This is a genomic window from Clostridium sp., from assembly GCF_047718555.1.
Lineage (GTDB): Bacteria > Bacillota > Clostridia > Clostridiales > Clostridiaceae > Clostridium_I.
This window is the reverse complement of record NZ_JBDNRK010000075.1, coordinates 1-17,733: the sequence shown is the minus strand read 5'-3', so window position 1 is coordinate 17,733 and position 17,733 is coordinate 1. Positions and strand designations below refer to the sequence as shown.

Below are 17,733 nucleotides of genomic sequence, written 5' to 3'. Positions count from 1 at the left end.
AGTTTATAGAGCTACATCTATTTTTATATAATAAAATATGGAAATACTATTTAATACAAGGTATAATTACTATATAAATTGATACATAACAGTATACTTATACGAATTAATAGAACCTTAACAAAAACTATAATATTAACATTATTTTTATAGATAGCTAATTACAATACAGGTGAGGAGAGAAATATGAATACTTTATTAATAACTGGTGGAAATGAGGGTATTGGCTATTTCATGGCCAGGCAGTGGCTTGAGAATGGAAACTGTGTTTCCGTACTTGATTTAAATTGCGAAAATATTGATAAACTTAAGGAAACTTATTCTAAAACCTTGTTAAGTTTTAAGTGTGATGTCTGTGATACAGAATCAGTAAAAATGGCGGTTAATCAAACAAATGCTCAATTTGGTAGCATAAATTATGCAGTACATAATGCTTGCTTATGTTTATTCAAAAGTTTTGAAGAACACAACATAGAAGATTTTGATAGAGTAATGGATGTGAATTTTCATGGTGCTATAAATTTAGCAAAGGCAGTACTGCCTGTTATGAAAATGCAAAGACAGGGTAAGATATGTTTTACAAGTTCAGGTGTAGGCGTAACTGGATATATAAATATAAGTTCATATGCATGCAGCAAGGGGGCCATAGAATCTTTAGCCAAATGCTTAAACAACGAATATGTAGATAGCGGTGTAACATTTCATATAATGCATCCGCCACTAACTAATACAAAATCATCTTCACCACTTCCAGTTCCAAAGGAATTTAAAGCATCACCTGAAAAAGTTGGAAAAGGTTTTATTAAACACATAGACAGTAAAAAATTCATCATAACATCTTCCTTTAGTGACGCCGTGTCAACAAAATTGAGTTACCTTTTTCCATTATTAATTGGTAAAATGATGGTAAAAATGACCAAAAGAGCCATGAATAAATAAAATTAAACGTCAATATTCATTCAGTTACTAATACGCAATATTCTATTAAGACGCAACAGTAATATAATACGAATGTAACTATTTATCTTAATGTCATGAGACATAAAATTTTCTTCTATTGAATAAAATGATTTATAACAAACTTACCTGGGGAGGTTGAACTTGTTTAAAGGAATAAAAGGTATATACTTTGATTTTGGGTATGTTATAGGCTATCCGAAACCTGATATTGAAAAAAAGTTTCTTTACTTAGATTGGGAAGGCATTAATAATATTTTTGTGAATAAAGAAATATCACAATATCTAAAAACAGGGGTGGGTTTAACAGAGATAGAGGCATTCTTTAATGATGAAATCTATAGTGTTTTTGTTAATCATGAGAAGTCAGATTTGGTAGACCCTCAATCCTATAATCTGTTACAACAGAAGTTACATGTACTGTTTAATTGCAAAATTGATGAAGTATTTATTAACAGGGTTTTGTTTTTCATTAATACAATGAAATATATAGAAATATACCCAAATGTATCATATTTATTAAGAGAACTGAAAAATAAAGGATATTTGCTTTCAATGATTTCAAATATGATGCTTCCTGGGAGGCTTCTTATTGAAAAACTTAGAGAAAATAACATATTTCACTACTTTAATACAGTAACTATTTCATCTGATGTGGGTTATATTAAACCTCATAAAGAAATGTTTTTAAGGACACTTAATAGTGATTCTTTAAATCCAGAAGAAATAATGTTTGTTGGAGATAGCTATTATCAAGATATAGTCGGTGCAAAAAGTGTAGGAATGAAAACAGTATGGCTAAATTTTAGAAAGGAAGTAGTTAATGAAAAAGATTGTGCTAATTATGAGATTTTGTGTTTACACGAACTTCTAAATTTAGTTTAATTTTTATTGCACATTATTCTTATAAGACGCACAAAAGGAGTTGAATTAAGCAGCTCCTTTTAATTTCACAGAATTAGCATTGTGTTAAATTTGTTTATTTAAGATGCTCCCTCCACCCCTTTTACAATGTTCCATCAAATTCTACTCCCATTTTTCTAAGATATTTTATAAATGCTGAAATATCTCCAACATAGCTTTGACAGTATTAGTACTTTTACCATCCTCAATTAAATTATTTTTAAATTCTTCTACTCACATCATCATTATTTTTCATCCCAAGTGGTGGTTGATGACTTAGAGTATATTATTCTCAATTATCACTTTATAAATCCTAAAGCTATGACTACTGCCATTGGTCCATTAACAATAGCATGGACAATTAACCCTGTTGTCGTATTCTTTGTTCTTTGAATGGTAAAAGGTATGATAAACAAAAGAGGTAACAAAATAATAATCAAGTCAATTCCAAAACACAGATGAAAGAGGAGCCAACAGCAGGCATTTACAAGCCAAGCCCATTTTCCGTGAGTCAATTCCTGGCGAGGCAGAATATATCCATGCCACAACATTTGTTCACCGACAATATTAAAAAAGAACATTAGCATCCATACTAACAAATATAGCCTTTCCATACCTTCCAAAGGTTGTGAACTCATAAATCCTGGTGTAGTCTGCAAGGCAGGAACTGAAAAGTGAAATGTTAAAAAATTAGATATTCCCCAAATAATTCCCATCGCAATAAAGGAGAGCAACGTCGCACCTACTGTCCACTTTATATCCTCCCAAGTAAGTTTTTTAAATCTCAGTCTTTGCAACAGTGTCTTCAAATCAAGCATTCCATTCTCGTGTTTTACAAGAAGAATTGCCATAATAAAAAGGGGAACAAATACAAAAAGTCCAGTTACATACCAACTCAATGATGGATGTAATTTCAAAGACCGATTTAGAAAAGGTGTAAAAAACCGGGTCATTAGAAAAAAATACGTGCTTGGCAAAGCAAAAAACAGGATTGATTTCCATAATGGTAGTTTTTTAATTTTTTCCATAAACATCATTTCCTTTCAAAATGCAATTTTATTTATAAGTAATCACTTGCTCATTTTTAAGGTAAACATTATACTTTTCACTAAGAAAAGTATAATGTTCCTGCCATATAAAAAGCAAACATGTCACTTATGAGCAACCGCTTCATATTCTCATCCTCACAGGTTTTAATAATATGCAATAAGCCTGCAAGAAGTTGTTCTGACAAAGTTATTTCAAATCCTGGTGTTACCGGAACACTATATTCCATAAAATGCATTTTTACATGCTGCTCTATCATCGATAATACTTGCTTTCTGGAAGTCTCAAATTTTGTTTTTTGACTACAATCAATGAGAAGCAAAAATCTTTTTGTAAACACAGGCATCAGTTTTTCAATATTTTTATAAAACATTTTTTTTAATGAAATATCATTCCTGTGGCTTGGATCATAATGAATTAACTGTGAATTTTGATTATGCTCCATCAAATACAAAAATGCATTATATTCCTGTTTTACAAGGTCTTCGAATAAAGCCTCTTTGTTGGAAAAATAGTGATATAAATTTCCGATTGTAGTTCCACATTTTTTTGCAATAACACGTAAGGAAGCTTTGTCAAACCCATTTTGCAAAAATTCCTGTTCCGCAATTTCTAAAATCCTGTTTCGCAATTCTTCTTTTATTATTTGCATTAGTAATCACCTGCTTATTATTATATGTTTATAGCGTTAAACTGTCAATACTCATAACTTGGACTGCGCTTTCACCTGTTGTTTTGGCATTAGCCATGGTTTTTATAGAAATAATTTTTGTAGCAATTCTTTTTAGAGAAATGAAAAAGACAATAATAATTTAATTTTAAACTACTATAGAAAATGTTCTAAATATGAAGTTCCAGGCGGTCATAGAGAAGAAAATGAAAGAATTATTGATACTGCTAAAAGAGAATTATTTGAAGAAACAGGAGCATATGAATATGATATAAAACCTGTTTGTGTATATTCAGTTATTGCAAAGCTTATTTTTAATAAAGGGCAGAATGATATGATTTTTAATTGTTGACAGTTAGAATTCTAAGTATTATACTGCAGATAGTTAGAATTCTAATTGACCTATTGAAGGAGGAGCTATAATGAATAATTTGGGCTATTTCTTGAAAAATCCCTATTCTGATTTGATAAGAAGTATTTCTATAAAAATAAAATTAAAGGCCGATGAAAAGATAAAGGAATTAGGATTAAATTCCCAGCAAGGTCGTATGATTGCTTATATCTATGAACACCAGGATAATGGTATTATTCAAAAAGATTTGGCAGAGGTTTTTCAACGCAGAGGAGCAAGTATTACCAGTATGCTCCAAGGATTAGAGAAAAAAGGATATATTGAACGAAGAACTCCTAAAGACAATGAAAGACAGAAAAATATTTATGTGCTACCAAAAGGTGAGAATTTAATACAAGAATTTAATAAAGCCTTTGATGAAGTTGAAAAAAGTATTGCTGAAAGCTTGACAGAAAGTGAAAAAAATACTTTGATGACTCTACTAATCAAGGTCAATCAAAATCTATAATTTTTTGAAATAGGGATATTCATTATTTTTCATCCTTTATTTATCCGATGACTAGCCGCTGGATAATTCATCTAAACTCAGTGGGAATACAAACTCCCACTGAGTAAGATTCATTGATATTAAAACTGCATTTTAATTACAAGATAAAAAAATTAAGTATTGCAGAAGCAACTCAATGTTAATATTTATTAACATTTGAAAAAGAATAACTAAATCGTTTCATGATAAGAAATTTTATAGTATAATTAGTTAGAATTCTATGCATTTCCAGTGAACTTAGTAAGATAATAATATTAATATTCTGCCAGTTGAAAGGAGCGCATATGGTTAAAAAATATGAAAATAAAAATACTAACAATTCTAATAGCATTACTTCAATAGTTAGAGAAATGAAATATAAGGATCTATTGTGGATTGATATAGAGAAGCCTGCTGTTTCTGATATAAATATGCTGGAAAAGAAATTTAATTTTCACGAATTACTGCTGGAAGACTGCATGACAGAACATCAGAGGTCAAAGATTGATGATTATGAAGAGTATTTTTTTATTGTTCTGCATATGCCTAGATATAAAAAAGACCTGCAAATCATTGAAGCAGCTGAGATTGACATGTTCATAGGACCGAATTACCTGATTACGCTGCATGAAGGGGAATTAAAACCTCTAACAGCATTAGCCAGTCTTTGTTACACTCAGGAAAAAGCTAAAATGGAATATATGAGTGAAGGCTCTGCACTGCTGCTTTATGAAATAACCAAGCGGTTGTTCGATTATTGTATGCCTATGCTTGATAAAATAGGAATATTACTCAATAAAATCAATATTGACATCTTTAAAGATACTTCAAAGTCCATGCTTCAGAATATATCAATGACTAAAATGCAAATCATTAATTTTAGAAGAGTAGTTAAACCTGTAAGGCCAGTAATACTTATGCTGGAAAAAGTAATTATAAAATATCTTCCTGAAAATATGGAGATTTACTTTGATGATATCACAGATAAAGCAGAAAAGATATGGGATATGCTGGAGAACCAAAAAGAAGTCATTGAATCCATTGATTCAACCTTTACTTCACTGACAAATTATAAAAGCAACAATTTAATGGCTGTTTTTACAATTATTCAAGTTGTTATTCTACCAATGACATTGGTGGGCGGCTTGTTTTCGATGAATGTTGAAGGGATTCCGATGCATGGTTATCCAAATGCCTTCTGGATTGTTTTTGGAATGATTATGGTTCCCACAATTAGTATTGCTTTGTCCATGCTGATAAATAAGAAAAAGTTGTTTTAACTTATAGGTGCTGTTAAGAATGCTTAATACTTATCAGCCATTTTTTTATATTAAGCTTAATGGCTATAATGTAATCAGAGTTTATTATGACATATGTCTATTTTATCCAAATTCCAGAACCTATGGGAATATTGTCATAAATGTATTTTGCATTTTCAAGAGCTAATCTGACGCAGCCGTGAGAAGCAGATTTTCCTAAAGTACCATCTAATAAATTACCATTTTTATCAAACAAAACACTGTGAAATAAATAATTGCCTTTAATTTGAGTGTAGTATTTAAGTGTGGCTTGTCCTGATTTAAATTGAGGTCCTTTAATTCCTACAAAAAAATGTCCTAGAACTGTTGGGGTACCCCCTGTTCCTGATGCACACTGAAATGTATTTATTAATTTCCAATTACGATTTGTCCCATTAAAGATATATACCATTTGCTCCGAGATATTTACCATAATGTAATAGTTAGTATAACTTTGAGTATCTATCTGATTCACTATATTTTCAACATTTGAAGCATTGGCATTGGATACTACTTGTGATGTAGGCTGATACATTACATCTGCTGTAGGATCCTTTTTTAAATCCACTAATGTGGCGCCTTGTACTATTCCATCAGTGGTAAGACCATGTCTATGTTGAAAATCCATTACAGCATATACTGTCTGCTCTCCGAAATTACCATCTTCATCTACAGTATAACCAAATTTATTAAGTGACTTTTGAACATCTTTTACATCATCACCTTTATCCCCTGTCTTCAGGATATCTCTTGATGGAGTTATTGCTGTAGAAGTCGATTTTTTATCTTTATCAGAAGATTCACTTGTATTATTGGATTTATCTACCTGTGAACTAGACTTTGCACTATTTTTATCCTTACTAGAAGACAAATTATGTGCAAAAGCACTACTTATATTAGTGAAGCTACCACAGGCAGAAAAAGTAAAGATTACTATTAACGCTGTAATTACTATTGATAAAATTCGCCTCATATTACTCTTCCATCCTCCTCTTAACGATATTTTATAAATTTTATTTTTCTATTAACTCCATGTTTTAATAACCTAGGATAGTTATAGATCTTGGCTATTTATTATGTATAGATTATAAAAACTTTAAGGTACTATTATTAATTATCCAAACATTTTGTAATAATCAATTTATTTGATGTTATCATTATATCAACTATTTTTATACCTAAAATAATTCTAAATATGTATCTAGTACAAATAAATATATAAAATAAACATACTCATTATTAAAGTAAACAGTACGATAATTATTAATACTTTTTTCATTTACATCACCTTAATTAATCATAATGTATTAATTTACATTTTATTAATATATTCTTTACATATGATTATAATATAATAATCATATTTGAATTATCAAATATTTATGTGAAATCTATGTGATTTATATAAATTTACATAAATTCACATGATAACAAAGAACCTAATACTATATTGCACAGTTTGATTAAATATGAATTTATTAAAGATATTAAAATTATATAATTGTAATGGATTAATATAGTAAATGATTAATTGCCAGTTTTTACACCACAGGTGTGTAAATTTTACCATTACATATTCTTCACATATTTTCTTGATATTTATACAGCAAGTTAAATTTATACTAAAGATGATGGGATAAATCATTTTATGGAATATTGCTGATATAAAATATTGAAATCCAGAAAAGAGAAACATAAATTGTTTGTGGAGGTATGTAGCATGAAACTTTTAAAATTAGGTGCTATTTTATTTATAATATTGGGAATTGTATTTCAGCAGAAAGCTTTGGCTAATTCTGACTATAAAAAAATTGATATTACTAAAAGTGAGTCCTCTAATAACAAATCACAGAATAACAACTCAAAAGCTCAGGTAGCAAATAGTCAATCAGATAATAATGGCAATAAAGACGAGAAACAACTTGAGGTCATCAAAGAAGAGAAGTTAAAGGAAGAACAATTAAAGAGCAAAAAGGATAAGCTGGAAAATGATATAAAAAGCTATTTGGGGGGTAATGTAAACAATATAGGCTTAAGTTATTATGATATAACATCTGGAGAACAAATAAATATAAACTCTGACAAAACATTTTTAGCAGCAAGCACAGTAAAGATACAATTAAATATAGTTTTAGCGGATATGTTTAAAAATGGACAAGCCAGTGAAAATGAGAAGTTAACTTATACAAGTGGAGACTATGAAGAAGGGACAGGAATTCTTCAAGATATGGATAGGTCAAAACCTTATGCTATAACAACTTTAGCTGACTACTCTATAATGCATTCAGACAACATAGCTACTAACATGCTCATAAGAAGAATTGGATATGAAAATTTTAGAACTTTGGTAGATAAAAAGTTGGGATATACCACAAACCATTCTGACAATTATATTACAGCAGCACAAGAAACAAATATATTAACACAGTTATATGAGAATAAGGATAATAACGCTTATTATTCCCATATAATAGATATAATGAAAAATACAGATTTTCACGATAGACTTGACAAGTATATAGATACTAAAATAGTTGCACATAAAATTGGAAATTACAGTGATTATGTAAATGATGCAGGTATAGTATATACAGATAAACCATATGCAATATCAATATATACAAAAGGGATTTCTAATGCTAATGAAGTAATTGCCCATATATCCAAAATGGTATATGATTATCAAAATGAAAAGTAGTGTTTTGTACAATAATAGCAGTTTTTGTTTCATTTAACAGTACTAATATTGGTGATATGCTTATATTCATACTTTGTTCACAAAAATAGGGGTACATGGACACAATTACCACCATAATATTTAGAATCAAATCTTGAAGCTTTAAAAAATGATGATAAAATATTAAGTATCTAAGAGTACAGATGTGAAAAACTTTTATAATTCCAACAATAAAACCTTGTACTTTTATTGCTGGAGCAAGTTTACATAATTAATGGATATTATATGAATATATATAATAATTACATTATAAAAACAAATATTAGGAGATTACATATGGGTAGAATAATTGGATACGCAAGAGATATACATGAAAATGTAAATAATAAGAATATACAAAAGCAAGTAGAATTTCTACAAGATGCAGGAGATTTAAAGTGTGAATTAGTTTATACTGATGAAAATAAGAGTGATGATATGAACCGTCCCGTATTGCAGAAAATGCTAAATGAACTTGCAGAGGGGGATATTGTTTGTATAGATGAATTGTACAGGCTCTCTTGTAATTATGAAGATTACATAGAAATCAGGAAAGCTATTGATAGCATAGGTGCTTCAGTGTGGTGTCCAGGTAACGATGATATAAAACCTAAATCCTATGTATATGATTTTCAAATCAAAGGATGCAGATATAAAAGGCTTGGAAATGGCGTTTACTGGGTAATAGAAGAAGAGACAAATAAGGTATTTAAAGTAAGCGATACAGAATATTTTTATAGAAAAATAATGCATACTTTTAAAAATCAGATAGGATAAAAAATTATAGACTCATAAAGTAAAAGATGGAATAAGAGTATGTTAGAAAAAATATTAATGATAAAAACTAATGAAAAAAGGCCACATAATGGATATTGATTCCAGTATGTGGCTTATTTTCATCAATAAACTGATACCATTTTAATTTTCATGAATATAGTAAATGTATTAATAATAATATAGTAAATGTAGTAATTTATTTTATCCTTAGATTCAAATAATTCGTAAAAATCAAGCCAAAGAGAATTCACTGAAAAGCATCAGATATACGAATAAATTATAGGAGGGGAAGATAATGGAACATAATAATGAGCCTTCTAACGGGAAAGTAAAAAAAGCTGTGAGTAATAACAATCCAGAAAATATAGGAATATCTAACAACATATCCAAGTCGCAGGGCTATATCCACTCACAAGGATATAGCGATTCCATGGCTACTTTACATTCACAGACTGTGGGAAAAAGAGGTCCTGTATTGGAACAGGACAACATTTTACACGAAACATTAGAAACCTTTGTAAATACCAAGATTATAGAGCGCCCGGTACATGTAAAAGGCTTTGGTGCATTTGGATACTTTCAGACAATGCATTCCATGAAAGAATACACAAAACTTAGCTTTTTACAGAATCCTGGAACTAAGATTCCAACCACCATAAGATTTTCTTTTGCTGTAAGCACTAAGGGTACCCCGGATACTTCCCGTAATGTGCGTGGTTTTTCTACCAAGTTTTATACGGATGAGGGCGTTTTTGATTTGCTTTGCAACCATATCCCGGTATTCTTAGTGCGGGATGCTATCCGCTTTCCAGAATCTATCATGGCCCTTTTGCCTTCGCCTGTAAACAACCTAATTGATCCCGAGCGATTTTGGAGTTTTATAGCCCGTGCTCCTGAGGCAACCCATTTCCTTACTTGGTTATATTCAGATGTAGGCACGGCAAAAAGCTTCCGACATATCAGGGGATATGGTGTGAACACCTATGTTTGGAAAAATGCCCAAGGTATACGCCGCTATGTGAAATATCACTGGATTCCCCTTGCTGGTGAGCAGTACATTGAACGTCAGGAAGCTAGCCAGCTGGCCGCCGCTAATCCTGATATTGCAGGTCAGGACTTGTACGATACCATTGCAGCAGGGAATACGGTACAATATGAATTACGGGTACAACTAATGTACCCTGATGACGAACGTATACTGCCTTTTGACCCGTTAGATGACACCAAAGTGTGGGATGAACAGCAGTATCCATTGATACCTGTAGGTCGTCTGATACTCAACCGCAATCCAGATAACTACATGGAGCAAGTAGAGAAAGTGGCATTTTCGCCATCCAATCTTCTAGAGGGGGCAGAACTGTCGGATGACAAGATACTGCAGGGCCGTGCCAATATATATTGGGATTCACAGCGCAGGCGACTGGGACCAGATTTTCGTAAAATACCTGTTAATAACCAGAAAAATTGGTCCCCAGATTCTCTTGTAACCAGCGGTAACGGCACATATGCAGCAGGGCACCTGATGCGATCTGACATACCTAAACAGGATAATTTTACACAAGCCGGTCAACGATATCTTTCTCTTTCTCAAATTCAGCAGAACCATCTTGTGGATAATCTGGCTGCCGATCTTGCCGTTGTATCTAGAGAAACGCAAAGCATCGTGCTGAAATATCTGTACAATGCTTCGCCGGAACTTGGAAAACAGGTGGCTCAGCAAATAACAGTGTATACAAAGTCATAGCAATATACCTTTGGGGTGTAAAATATGGAAATTGTGTAGAAAATAACACCCCAGGGGTGAAACAAATATTTATATATAAAATTAATCATCTAAATGTATCTTATATAATTTATTGGCTGGCATTTGGATCTAAAATATTTTTATTTCATTCCAATACTGATCCAAATGATTTTGGAGTTGGCATTGTAGGTCTATCAACAGAGATATTTATTGGTTTTCTTCAGTATATAATTATAATAACATCTACTATAATTGCTACATATATCCATAATACAAATAATGCTCTTAGAAATAAAGATTAGAACTATTTTCTATAGTATATAGTAATTTTGCTCTAAGAAGATTAAATGAATTACTTGATTCTAGTGTATTTTTTTATAATAAATCTTGCAGAATACGTTTACAAATAAAAGAAAAAGTACTATAATTAAATAAAAGAATTTATACCCCAAAAATAAAAATATGTACAGAAAAAACATTAGTATAGAAATACTAATGTTTTTTCATGTTAAAGCTTATTAACTCATGTGTAAAGTAATATACATCCTAGACAGCTTCTTTATTTTTTATTCCCTTAAAGCATTAATTATTTTATCTGCCTGCTGCTGGGTAATAACTTTATCATTCACTAGTTTATTCAGAGCATTATTCTCATTTTGTATGCTTTCCTTAGTTATAGTGGTTATATTTCCCATAAGGTAAGTTAATATTTTATTAGCTTGATCTTTAGTTATGGTAGAATCATTTATTAATGGCTGAATTTTAGCTTCGTAATTTTTCTCAATTGTATTCTTAATAGGATTTCCCTTAATTAGATCTTGTACTGAATCTTGGTAACTTGAAATATTTTTATTACACCCTCCAAACAAAAACATGGATACAATAAAAACTATAAGTATAGCTGTTGTCTTATTAAATAATTTAAAGTTTTTTATTTTACCTCACATCCTTCTCAACAATTATGTATGTTTTAATATTAATTTTTGTTTATGTGATTGATTTCAAAAATCAATTAACATTTTGTAAATTAAGCAAGGTATATGAGAGAAGGTTATGTATTACACCATTATTCAAACTACATAATAAGTCCCAAACTTTTTAACACAAAAATACAGAATGTCAGTGTTAAAGCCGATAATAAAGTTGTCAATACAATAATGCTGGAAGTTAATATGCCATCATTATTCATATTCTTTGCCATGATATAGCAGCTTACCGTGGTTGGAGAACCAAGCATAATAATCAAAGCTACAAGCTTTTGATCTCTGAACCCAAAATATACTGCTAGGGGCAAAAATATAGCTGGCTGAACTATCAGTTTGATAATGGAGGCTGCTAGAGTTGGCTTTATTTTTGCCAATGCTTTTCTTCCTTGAAAACCAGCCCCGATAGTAACTAAAGCTAGGGGAGACGCCATAACTGCAAAACTTTTAAATGTTTTATCAACCATTTGTGGAAAATGAATATTTAACAAGGATATTAACATTCCCAGTAGAATTCCGATAATGATTGGATTTTTTATAATATTGATACATGCTTTTTTTATGCTATCATTTCCTTGTTCAACATTCTTACCTTCAAAAGTAAGTACAATAACAGAATATATGTTATAAAGAGGAACGGCACCTATAATCATCATAGGTGCCATGCCAGCATTACCGTAGATATTTTGAACAAAAGCAATTCCCATAATGGCTGCACTTCCACGAAATGATGCTTGTACAAAAGCTCCTGTTATATAGGAATCTTTCATAAATTTTTTAGTAAAGAACCAGATTGACCAAAAACAAATTGATGTAACTATGGCACAAAACAAAATATATTTTGCATCAAAATTCTTAATTATATTAGTTGATCCTATATCAGTAAATAATAGTAACGGTAAAGTAACTTTAAAGTTGAATTTATTGGCCACTTCTATGAAATTGTCGTTTAGCATCCTTATTCGTTTCAGTACATATCCTATTACAATAACGAAAAATATGGGCATAGTGGCATTTAAACTGTATATCAAACTATTCATTTTTTCATTTTCACCTTTCTAAATCATAAATAAATCTTACTTAGTGAAAGTTTGTATTCTCACTAAGTTTAGAAGAATTATCCAGAAAATTGTGTCTGTTACTGGATAAATTCATATTTTGGCATATATATTACATTATAATAAAAATTGTCTAATATACAAATTATAATTTAATGCCAAATACTTAATCTACTATCTTAAACTCCATCTAATTGCCTTTTTACTTATTTTAATAAACTCATTGTAAAGTACATATTTATGGATTTTCTAAATTCCATTTTGGTACAAATATCTTTTTTTAGATGCTGTGAAGACTACTATTTATATTGTTTGAACTATAATAATGATGAATATTACGCAGCGAACTTACATTCAAATGTCTAAACATTTATAGCAGTATCTTGACAGTGTCATGTAATATTGATATTATATCTATAATAAAGTAACATAACTAAAGGCATTGATGTGGAAGAGTAATTACGTTGTTGAAATAAAGAGAGGGAATGCTGGTGGAAATTTCCCATGATTGATGTAATGAATGTAGCCACGGAGCTTTAGACTGAAAGCTTCATGTGAGTAGGCTTTAACGGAGTTCCCACTGTTAGAAGGGAAATAGTATCGGTATATATGCCCGTACTATATTGAGAGTGTACATTTGTACAAAATTAGGTGGTACCACGGAGATTCGCCCTTCGTCCTATATATTATAGGATGAAGGGCTTTTTTATTTCCCCTTAATGCGCAGTAGAGGAAACAATAAAAATTTAGATTGTATATAAAAACAGTATAAAAAGAAAGGAAGTGAATTTTAGTGAGGGTTTAGTATTTATTATACACTCTCTCACTAAAGATAATTAATGAGTATAGTATTTGCTGAAAGAATGAATAATGTTAAAAAATCCTTTATAAGAGAAATTCTCAAAGTAACAGAAAATCCTGAAGTAATATCTTTTGCAGGTGGTCTTCCTAATCCTCTATCTTTTCCAGTTAAAGAAATACAAGAAGCTTCACAGAAGGTTTTGAGTGAAAATGGCAATTCTGTACTTCAGTATAGTACGACTGAAGGCTATCTTCCCTTAAGACAATATATCGCTGAAAGATATTTTAAGAGATTTGGATTAAAGATTGATGCTGATGAGATATTGATAACAAATGGGTCTCAGCAAGGATTAGATTTAATAGGAAAAGTATTGCTGAATAAAAATGATAATATCCTTATTGAGCGTCCAGGTTATTTAGGAGCAATACAGGCATTTTCAATTTTTGAGCCAAGGTTTAATTCTGTACCTATGAATGATGATGGTGTTGATACTAGTTTACTAGAAAGTTCGCTAAATATGCATAGACCTAAATTGTTTTACACAGTTCCCAATTTCCAAAATCCTTCGGGCATTACATATTCGGCAGAAAATAGAGAAATGACCGCAAATATTTTAAAAAAGTATAATACAGTTCTTATTGAAGATGATCCTTATGGTGAACTAAGATTTATGGGGCAGGACTTACCTCCTATAAGGACTTATTTGGAAGACAATTCAATTATGCTGGGGTCGTTTTCTAAAATAGTAGCCCCAGCAATGAGGCTTGGATGGATATGTGCCAAAGGTGAAATCATGGAAAAATTAATAATTGCAAAGCAATCTGCGGATTTGCATAGTAATTATTATTCACAAAGAGTAGTATATCAGTTCTTAATAGATAACGATCTTGATGATCATATAAAAAAAATTAAGCAATTATATAAAGGGCAAAGGGATTGTATGGTATCAATGATTGAAAGATACTTTCCGAAAGAGATAAAAAGTACAAAACCAGAAGGTGGTATGTTCCTTTGGATAACACTGCCGGAAAGAGTTTCATCCTTAGACTTATTTGATCTTGCAGCTAAAGAAAATGTTGCTTTTGTACCAGGTGATCCATTTTATGCTAATGAAGAAGGCACCAACACATTAAGGTTGAACTATACAAATTGTGATGAGAAAATGATTGAAGAAGGTATTAAGAGATTAGCAAAAGCAACAAGGGAAATTATAGATAGAAAATGCGTAAAATTGTGATAGTATTCATATTTATTATATAGTAATACATATAATAAAAAAATATTATATGATATTGACATTAAAGGATTTTACTGATAGTCTATTGTTTATATAATAAAGCTGTGAAGAGAAGAAGTAGAAATCATGGGTTTTCAACAGAAAGTTACCGGATGATGAGAGGTGCAGAAAACAGATTTTGAATACATTTCTGAGTTACAAATTGAAAGGATTGAATTACACAATCTCAGTAGACTTTTGTCGGGTGCCACCGTTATATGGATAAGGTATAAGCATTTTTTGCCGTACCTGATGAGGTTTGTACAGTAATGTGCAAATAAATTGAGGTGGTAACACGTGAGTAAAGCTCTCGTCCTCTGCATAAAGCAGAGGACGGGGGTTTTTTTATATTCTTATTTATTTGATGACTTATATTCCTCATAAAAATTGTATAAATCCATAAATTTGCTTACATTTTATGCATTCAGCGGAATATAAGTGATGACTAGTCTCTGGATAATTTATCCGATGACTATCATCCGTAATACTCCCATCTTTTATCAAAGTGGGAGATAACGGCTGCTACGTCCCTGGATAACGATTTACCCTAAAGGACAACGATTTCTAAGTATCGAAAATACCGATACTAAGAACTCTGTTAGTAAGTTTCAGATGGAGAAAAAAACTCCACCTGAAACAAAGAACTCTGTTTATATAAACTTAGCGGAAGTACAAATTTTTGTTAATTAAGATTTATTGATTATATGTAGTTTGTGTGTAAAATAGCCATGACGAGGGGCCTATAGTACCTTGTACGCCATATATTGAAGGGTGAGAAATAATGATAAATGCAAAAGAACAATTTAAAATTATTATGAAAGGAGTAGATCAGGTTATAAACAAAGAAGACTTAATGAAAAAATTAGAAAAAAGTATTACAACCAATACTCCCCTTGTAGTTAAGCTTGGACTTGATCCTACTGCACCGGATATACATCTTGGTCATGCGGTTGTATTGCGCAAAATTAAGCAAATGCAGGATTTAGGACATAGGGCAGTGATTATAATTGGTGATTTTACTGGTAAGATTGGTGATCCAACAGGTAAAAGCAAAACACGTAAGCCATTAAGTGATGAGCAGGTGCTTGAAAATGCAAGAACCTATGAACATCAGGTTTTCAAAATACTTGACAGAGACAAGACAGAGCTGCGGTTTAATAGTGAATGGCTGTCAAAACTTAATTTTCAAGATGTAATAAAACTTGCAAGCAAGGTCACTGTTGCGAGAATGCTTGAAAGAGATGATTTTGAAAACAGATATAAAAACAATCAATCCATTGGACTTCATGAATTTTTTTATCCATTAATGCAGGCTTATGATTCAGTAGAATTAGAGGCAGATATTGAAATGGGGGGGACTGATCAAACTTTTAACATTCTTATGGGGCGAACTCTCCAAAAGGATTACGGCAAGGAGAGTCAGGCAGCCTTATTTATGCCTTTGCTTGAAGGTACTGATGGAGTTGAAAAGATGAGCAAGAGTCTTAAAAATTATATAGGAATATGTGAAGATGCCACTGCAATTTTTCAAAAAACTATGACTGTTCCCGATAAGCTCATTATTAAATATTTTGAACTTGCCACGGATATTCATCCAGATGAAGTTGATAAAATTAAGCTGGAACTTGAGAATCCTAAAATAAATCCGCGGGATATTAAAATGCGTCTTGCAAGAGAGATAACTACTTTATACTGGGGAAATTCAGAAAGTGAAGTAGCAGAAGAACATTTTAAAACTGTATTTCAAAAGAATCTAATTCCAGACGATATTGATGAATTTATTATATCCTTGGATTGCTTTGCTAAAGATGACCAAATAGATCTTACAAAGATTATAGCTAAAAGTGGTATTGCCAAAAGTACCAGCGAAGCCAGAAGACTTATTAGTCAAAAGGCAGTAAAAATAGATGGGAAAAGGTTCAGTAATTTTTTAATGGCGAATCCACATAACAGTTTTGTTATTCAGGTTGGTAAAGGCAAATTTCTTAAGGTTAAGATGGAAAATTAATATATTGTGAAATTTAAATGATAAACTTATTTAAAAAGATAAAGCATATTAAGTTCTAAAAATAATTTATCTTGCTTATTGAAATGCAATAGGCAAGATAAATAAAAATTTTACCTACTTATTTATATACTAAGTCAGTTTTAAATATTGGTATTTTATTGTGGTAACATATAATTAATAGTAAAATATAATTATTGGAAAATTTAAAATTAAAAATATAGATGTACAAAAATAATGTCTTAGAAAAATTAAAGCTGGAGGTGAGTAGTTTTGCTTAATATAGAAAATAAAATAGAAAGTCTAAAAAAATATTTTAGCCAGCAGCCTGACATTTTGGGGGTATGGATAATAGGTTCTTATGGAACTGAATATCAAAGAGAAGATAGCGATATCGATTTTGCTATACTTTATAATAAAGATATAAATGATTTAGAAGAAATTAAGTTTGCCTGTGATATTACGGAAATACTTAAAATAGAAAATATTGATACTATAAATTTAAAAAAAGCACCAATTACTCTTCAATTTAAAACTATAAAAGAAGGTCGAAATTTATATGAAAAGGACTATATAAAAGTGTGTGATTATATAGAATATGTAATATATAATTATGGTG

17 protein-coding genes and 2 other annotated features are annotated in these 17,733 nt (G+C 30.8%); of the genes, 12 read left to right on the top strand and 5 right to left on the bottom strand.

The features are described from left to right. The first annotated feature begins 186 nt into the window (after nt 1-186). Complete coding sequence (locus ABF633_RS19030; RefSeq protein ID WP_415525995.1) at nt 187-939, top strand: SDR family NAD(P)-dependent oxidoreductase; 753 nt, start codon at nt 187-189, stop codon at nt 937-939. A gap of 162 nt (nt 940-1,101) precedes the next feature. Then, nucleotides 1,102-1,842, top strand: coding sequence for an HAD family hydrolase (locus tag ABF633_RS19025; protein WP_415525993.1), 741 nt, complete (start codon nt 1,102-1,104; stop codon nt 1,840-1,842). Nucleotides 1,843-2,159: 317 nt separating this feature from the next. Here ABF633_RS19025 and ABF633_RS19020 read toward each other — a convergent pair whose 3' ends face one another. Next, nucleotides 2,160-2,888 (bottom strand): CPBP family intramembrane glutamic endopeptidase, encoded by a 729-nt coding sequence (locus tag ABF633_RS19020; RefSeq protein ID WP_415525991.1) that lies wholly within the window; start codon nt 2,886-2,888, stop codon nt 2,160-2,162. 80 nt (nt 2,889-2,968) lie between these two features. Then, nucleotides 2,969-3,559 carry a TetR/AcrR family transcriptional regulator gene (locus tag ABF633_RS19015; RefSeq protein WP_415525989.1) on the bottom strand — a complete coding sequence of 197 codons (591 nt, stop codon included), beginning with the start codon at nt 3,557-3,559 and terminating at the stop codon, nt 2,969-2,971. Nucleotides 3,560-3,722: 163 nt separating this feature from the next. Here ABF633_RS19015 and ABF633_RS19010 point away from each other — a divergent pair, with 163 nt between their 5' ends. The 3 genes from ABF633_RS19010 to ABF633_RS19000 all read left to right on the top strand — a co-directional run bounded on the left by ABF633_RS19010 (nt 3,723) and on the right by ABF633_RS19000 (nt 5,735). Further along, the gene (locus ABF633_RS19010) at nt 3,723-3,929 is read left to right on the top strand and encodes an NUDIX domain-containing protein (RefSeq protein ID WP_415525997.1); all 207 of its coding nucleotides are present in this window, start codon (nt 3,723-3,725) and stop codon (nt 3,927-3,929) included. A gap of 70 nt (nt 3,930-3,999) precedes the next feature. Beyond that, nucleotides 4,000-4,437 carry a MarR family winged helix-turn-helix transcriptional regulator gene (locus ABF633_RS19005; protein ID WP_415525987.1) on the top strand — a complete coding sequence of 146 codons (438 nt, stop codon included), beginning with the start codon at nt 4,000-4,002 and terminating at the stop codon, nt 4,435-4,437. 323 nt (nt 4,438-4,760) lie between these two features. Beyond that, nucleotides 4,761-5,735 carry a magnesium transporter CorA family protein gene (locus ABF633_RS19000; protein ID WP_415525985.1) on the top strand — a complete coding sequence of 325 codons (975 nt, stop codon included), beginning with the start codon at nt 4,761-4,763 and terminating at the stop codon, nt 5,733-5,735. 97 nt (nt 5,736-5,832) lie between these two features. Here the strand turns inward: ABF633_RS19000 and ABF633_RS18995 are convergent, their stop codons facing one another. Then, the gene (locus ABF633_RS18995) at nt 5,833-6,726 is read right to left on the bottom strand and encodes a L,D-transpeptidase family protein (RefSeq protein ID WP_415525983.1); all 894 of its coding nucleotides are present in this window, start codon (nt 6,724-6,726) and stop codon (nt 5,833-5,835) included. 747 nt (nt 6,727-7,473) lie between these two features. Here ABF633_RS18995 and ABF633_RS18990 point away from each other — a divergent pair. From ABF633_RS18990 to ABF633_RS18975, 4 genes are all read left to right on the top strand, one after another. Next, complete coding sequence (locus tag ABF633_RS18990; RefSeq protein ID WP_415525981.1) at nt 7,474-8,451, top strand: serine hydrolase; 978 nt, start codon at nt 7,474-7,476, stop codon at nt 8,449-8,451. A 315-nt stretch (nt 8,452-8,766) separates the two neighbouring features. Then, complete coding sequence (locus ABF633_RS18985) at nt 8,767-9,246, top strand: recombinase family protein (protein ID WP_415525979.1); 480 nt, start codon at nt 8,767-8,769, stop codon at nt 9,244-9,246. A gap of 295 nt (nt 9,247-9,541) precedes the next feature. Further along, a complete protein-coding gene (locus tag ABF633_RS18980) occupies nt 9,542-10,990 on the top strand; it encodes a catalase (RefSeq protein ID WP_415525977.1) in 1,449 nt (482 codons plus the stop codon). A 56-nt stretch (nt 10,991-11,046) separates the two neighbouring features. Next, complete coding sequence (locus tag ABF633_RS18975) at nt 11,047-11,292, top strand: hypothetical protein (RefSeq protein ID WP_415525975.1); 246 nt, start codon at nt 11,047-11,049, stop codon at nt 11,290-11,292. 264 nt (nt 11,293-11,556) lie between these two features. Here the strand turns inward: ABF633_RS18975 and ABF633_RS18970 are convergent, their stop codons facing one another. Both ABF633_RS18970 and ABF633_RS18965 read right to left on the bottom strand, forming a co-directional pair. Continuing rightward, a complete protein-coding gene (locus ABF633_RS18970; RefSeq protein WP_415525973.1) occupies nt 11,557-11,865 on the bottom strand; it encodes a hypothetical protein in 309 nt (102 codons plus the stop codon). Nucleotides 11,866-12,065: 200 nt separating this feature from the next. Further along, complete coding sequence (locus ABF633_RS18965) at nt 12,066-13,013, bottom strand: AEC family transporter (protein ID WP_415525971.1); 948 nt, start codon at nt 13,011-13,013, stop codon at nt 12,066-12,068. A 451-nt stretch (nt 13,014-13,464) separates the two neighbouring features. Beyond that, nucleotides 13,465-13,716 (top strand) — a binding site (T-box leader). Between the two features lie 154 nt (nt 13,717-13,870). On the opposite strand from ABF633_RS18965, the gene ABF633_RS18960 reads away from it, so the two are divergent. The 3 genes from ABF633_RS18960 to mntA all read left to right on the top strand — a co-directional run. Further along, nucleotides 13,871-15,070, top strand: a complete 1,200-nt coding sequence (locus ABF633_RS18960; RefSeq protein ID WP_415525969.1) for a PLP-dependent aminotransferase family protein — start codon at nt 13,871-13,873, stop codon at nt 15,068-15,070. Between the two features lie 95 nt (nt 15,071-15,165). After that, nucleotides 15,166-15,430 (top strand) — a binding site (T-box leader). 460 nt (nt 15,431-15,890) lie between these two features. Then, nucleotides 15,891-17,117: a tyrosine--tRNA ligase gene (gene tyrS, locus ABF633_RS18955; RefSeq protein WP_415525967.1), complete on the top strand. Its 1,227-nt coding sequence runs from the start codon at nt 15,891-15,893 to the stop codon at nt 17,115-17,117. Between the two features lie 270 nt (nt 17,118-17,387). Beyond that, a partial coding sequence (gene mntA / locus ABF633_RS18950; protein ID WP_415525965.1) for a type VII toxin-antitoxin system MntA family adenylyltransferase antitoxin occupies nt 17,388-17,733 on the top strand: 346 nt, incomplete at its 3' end.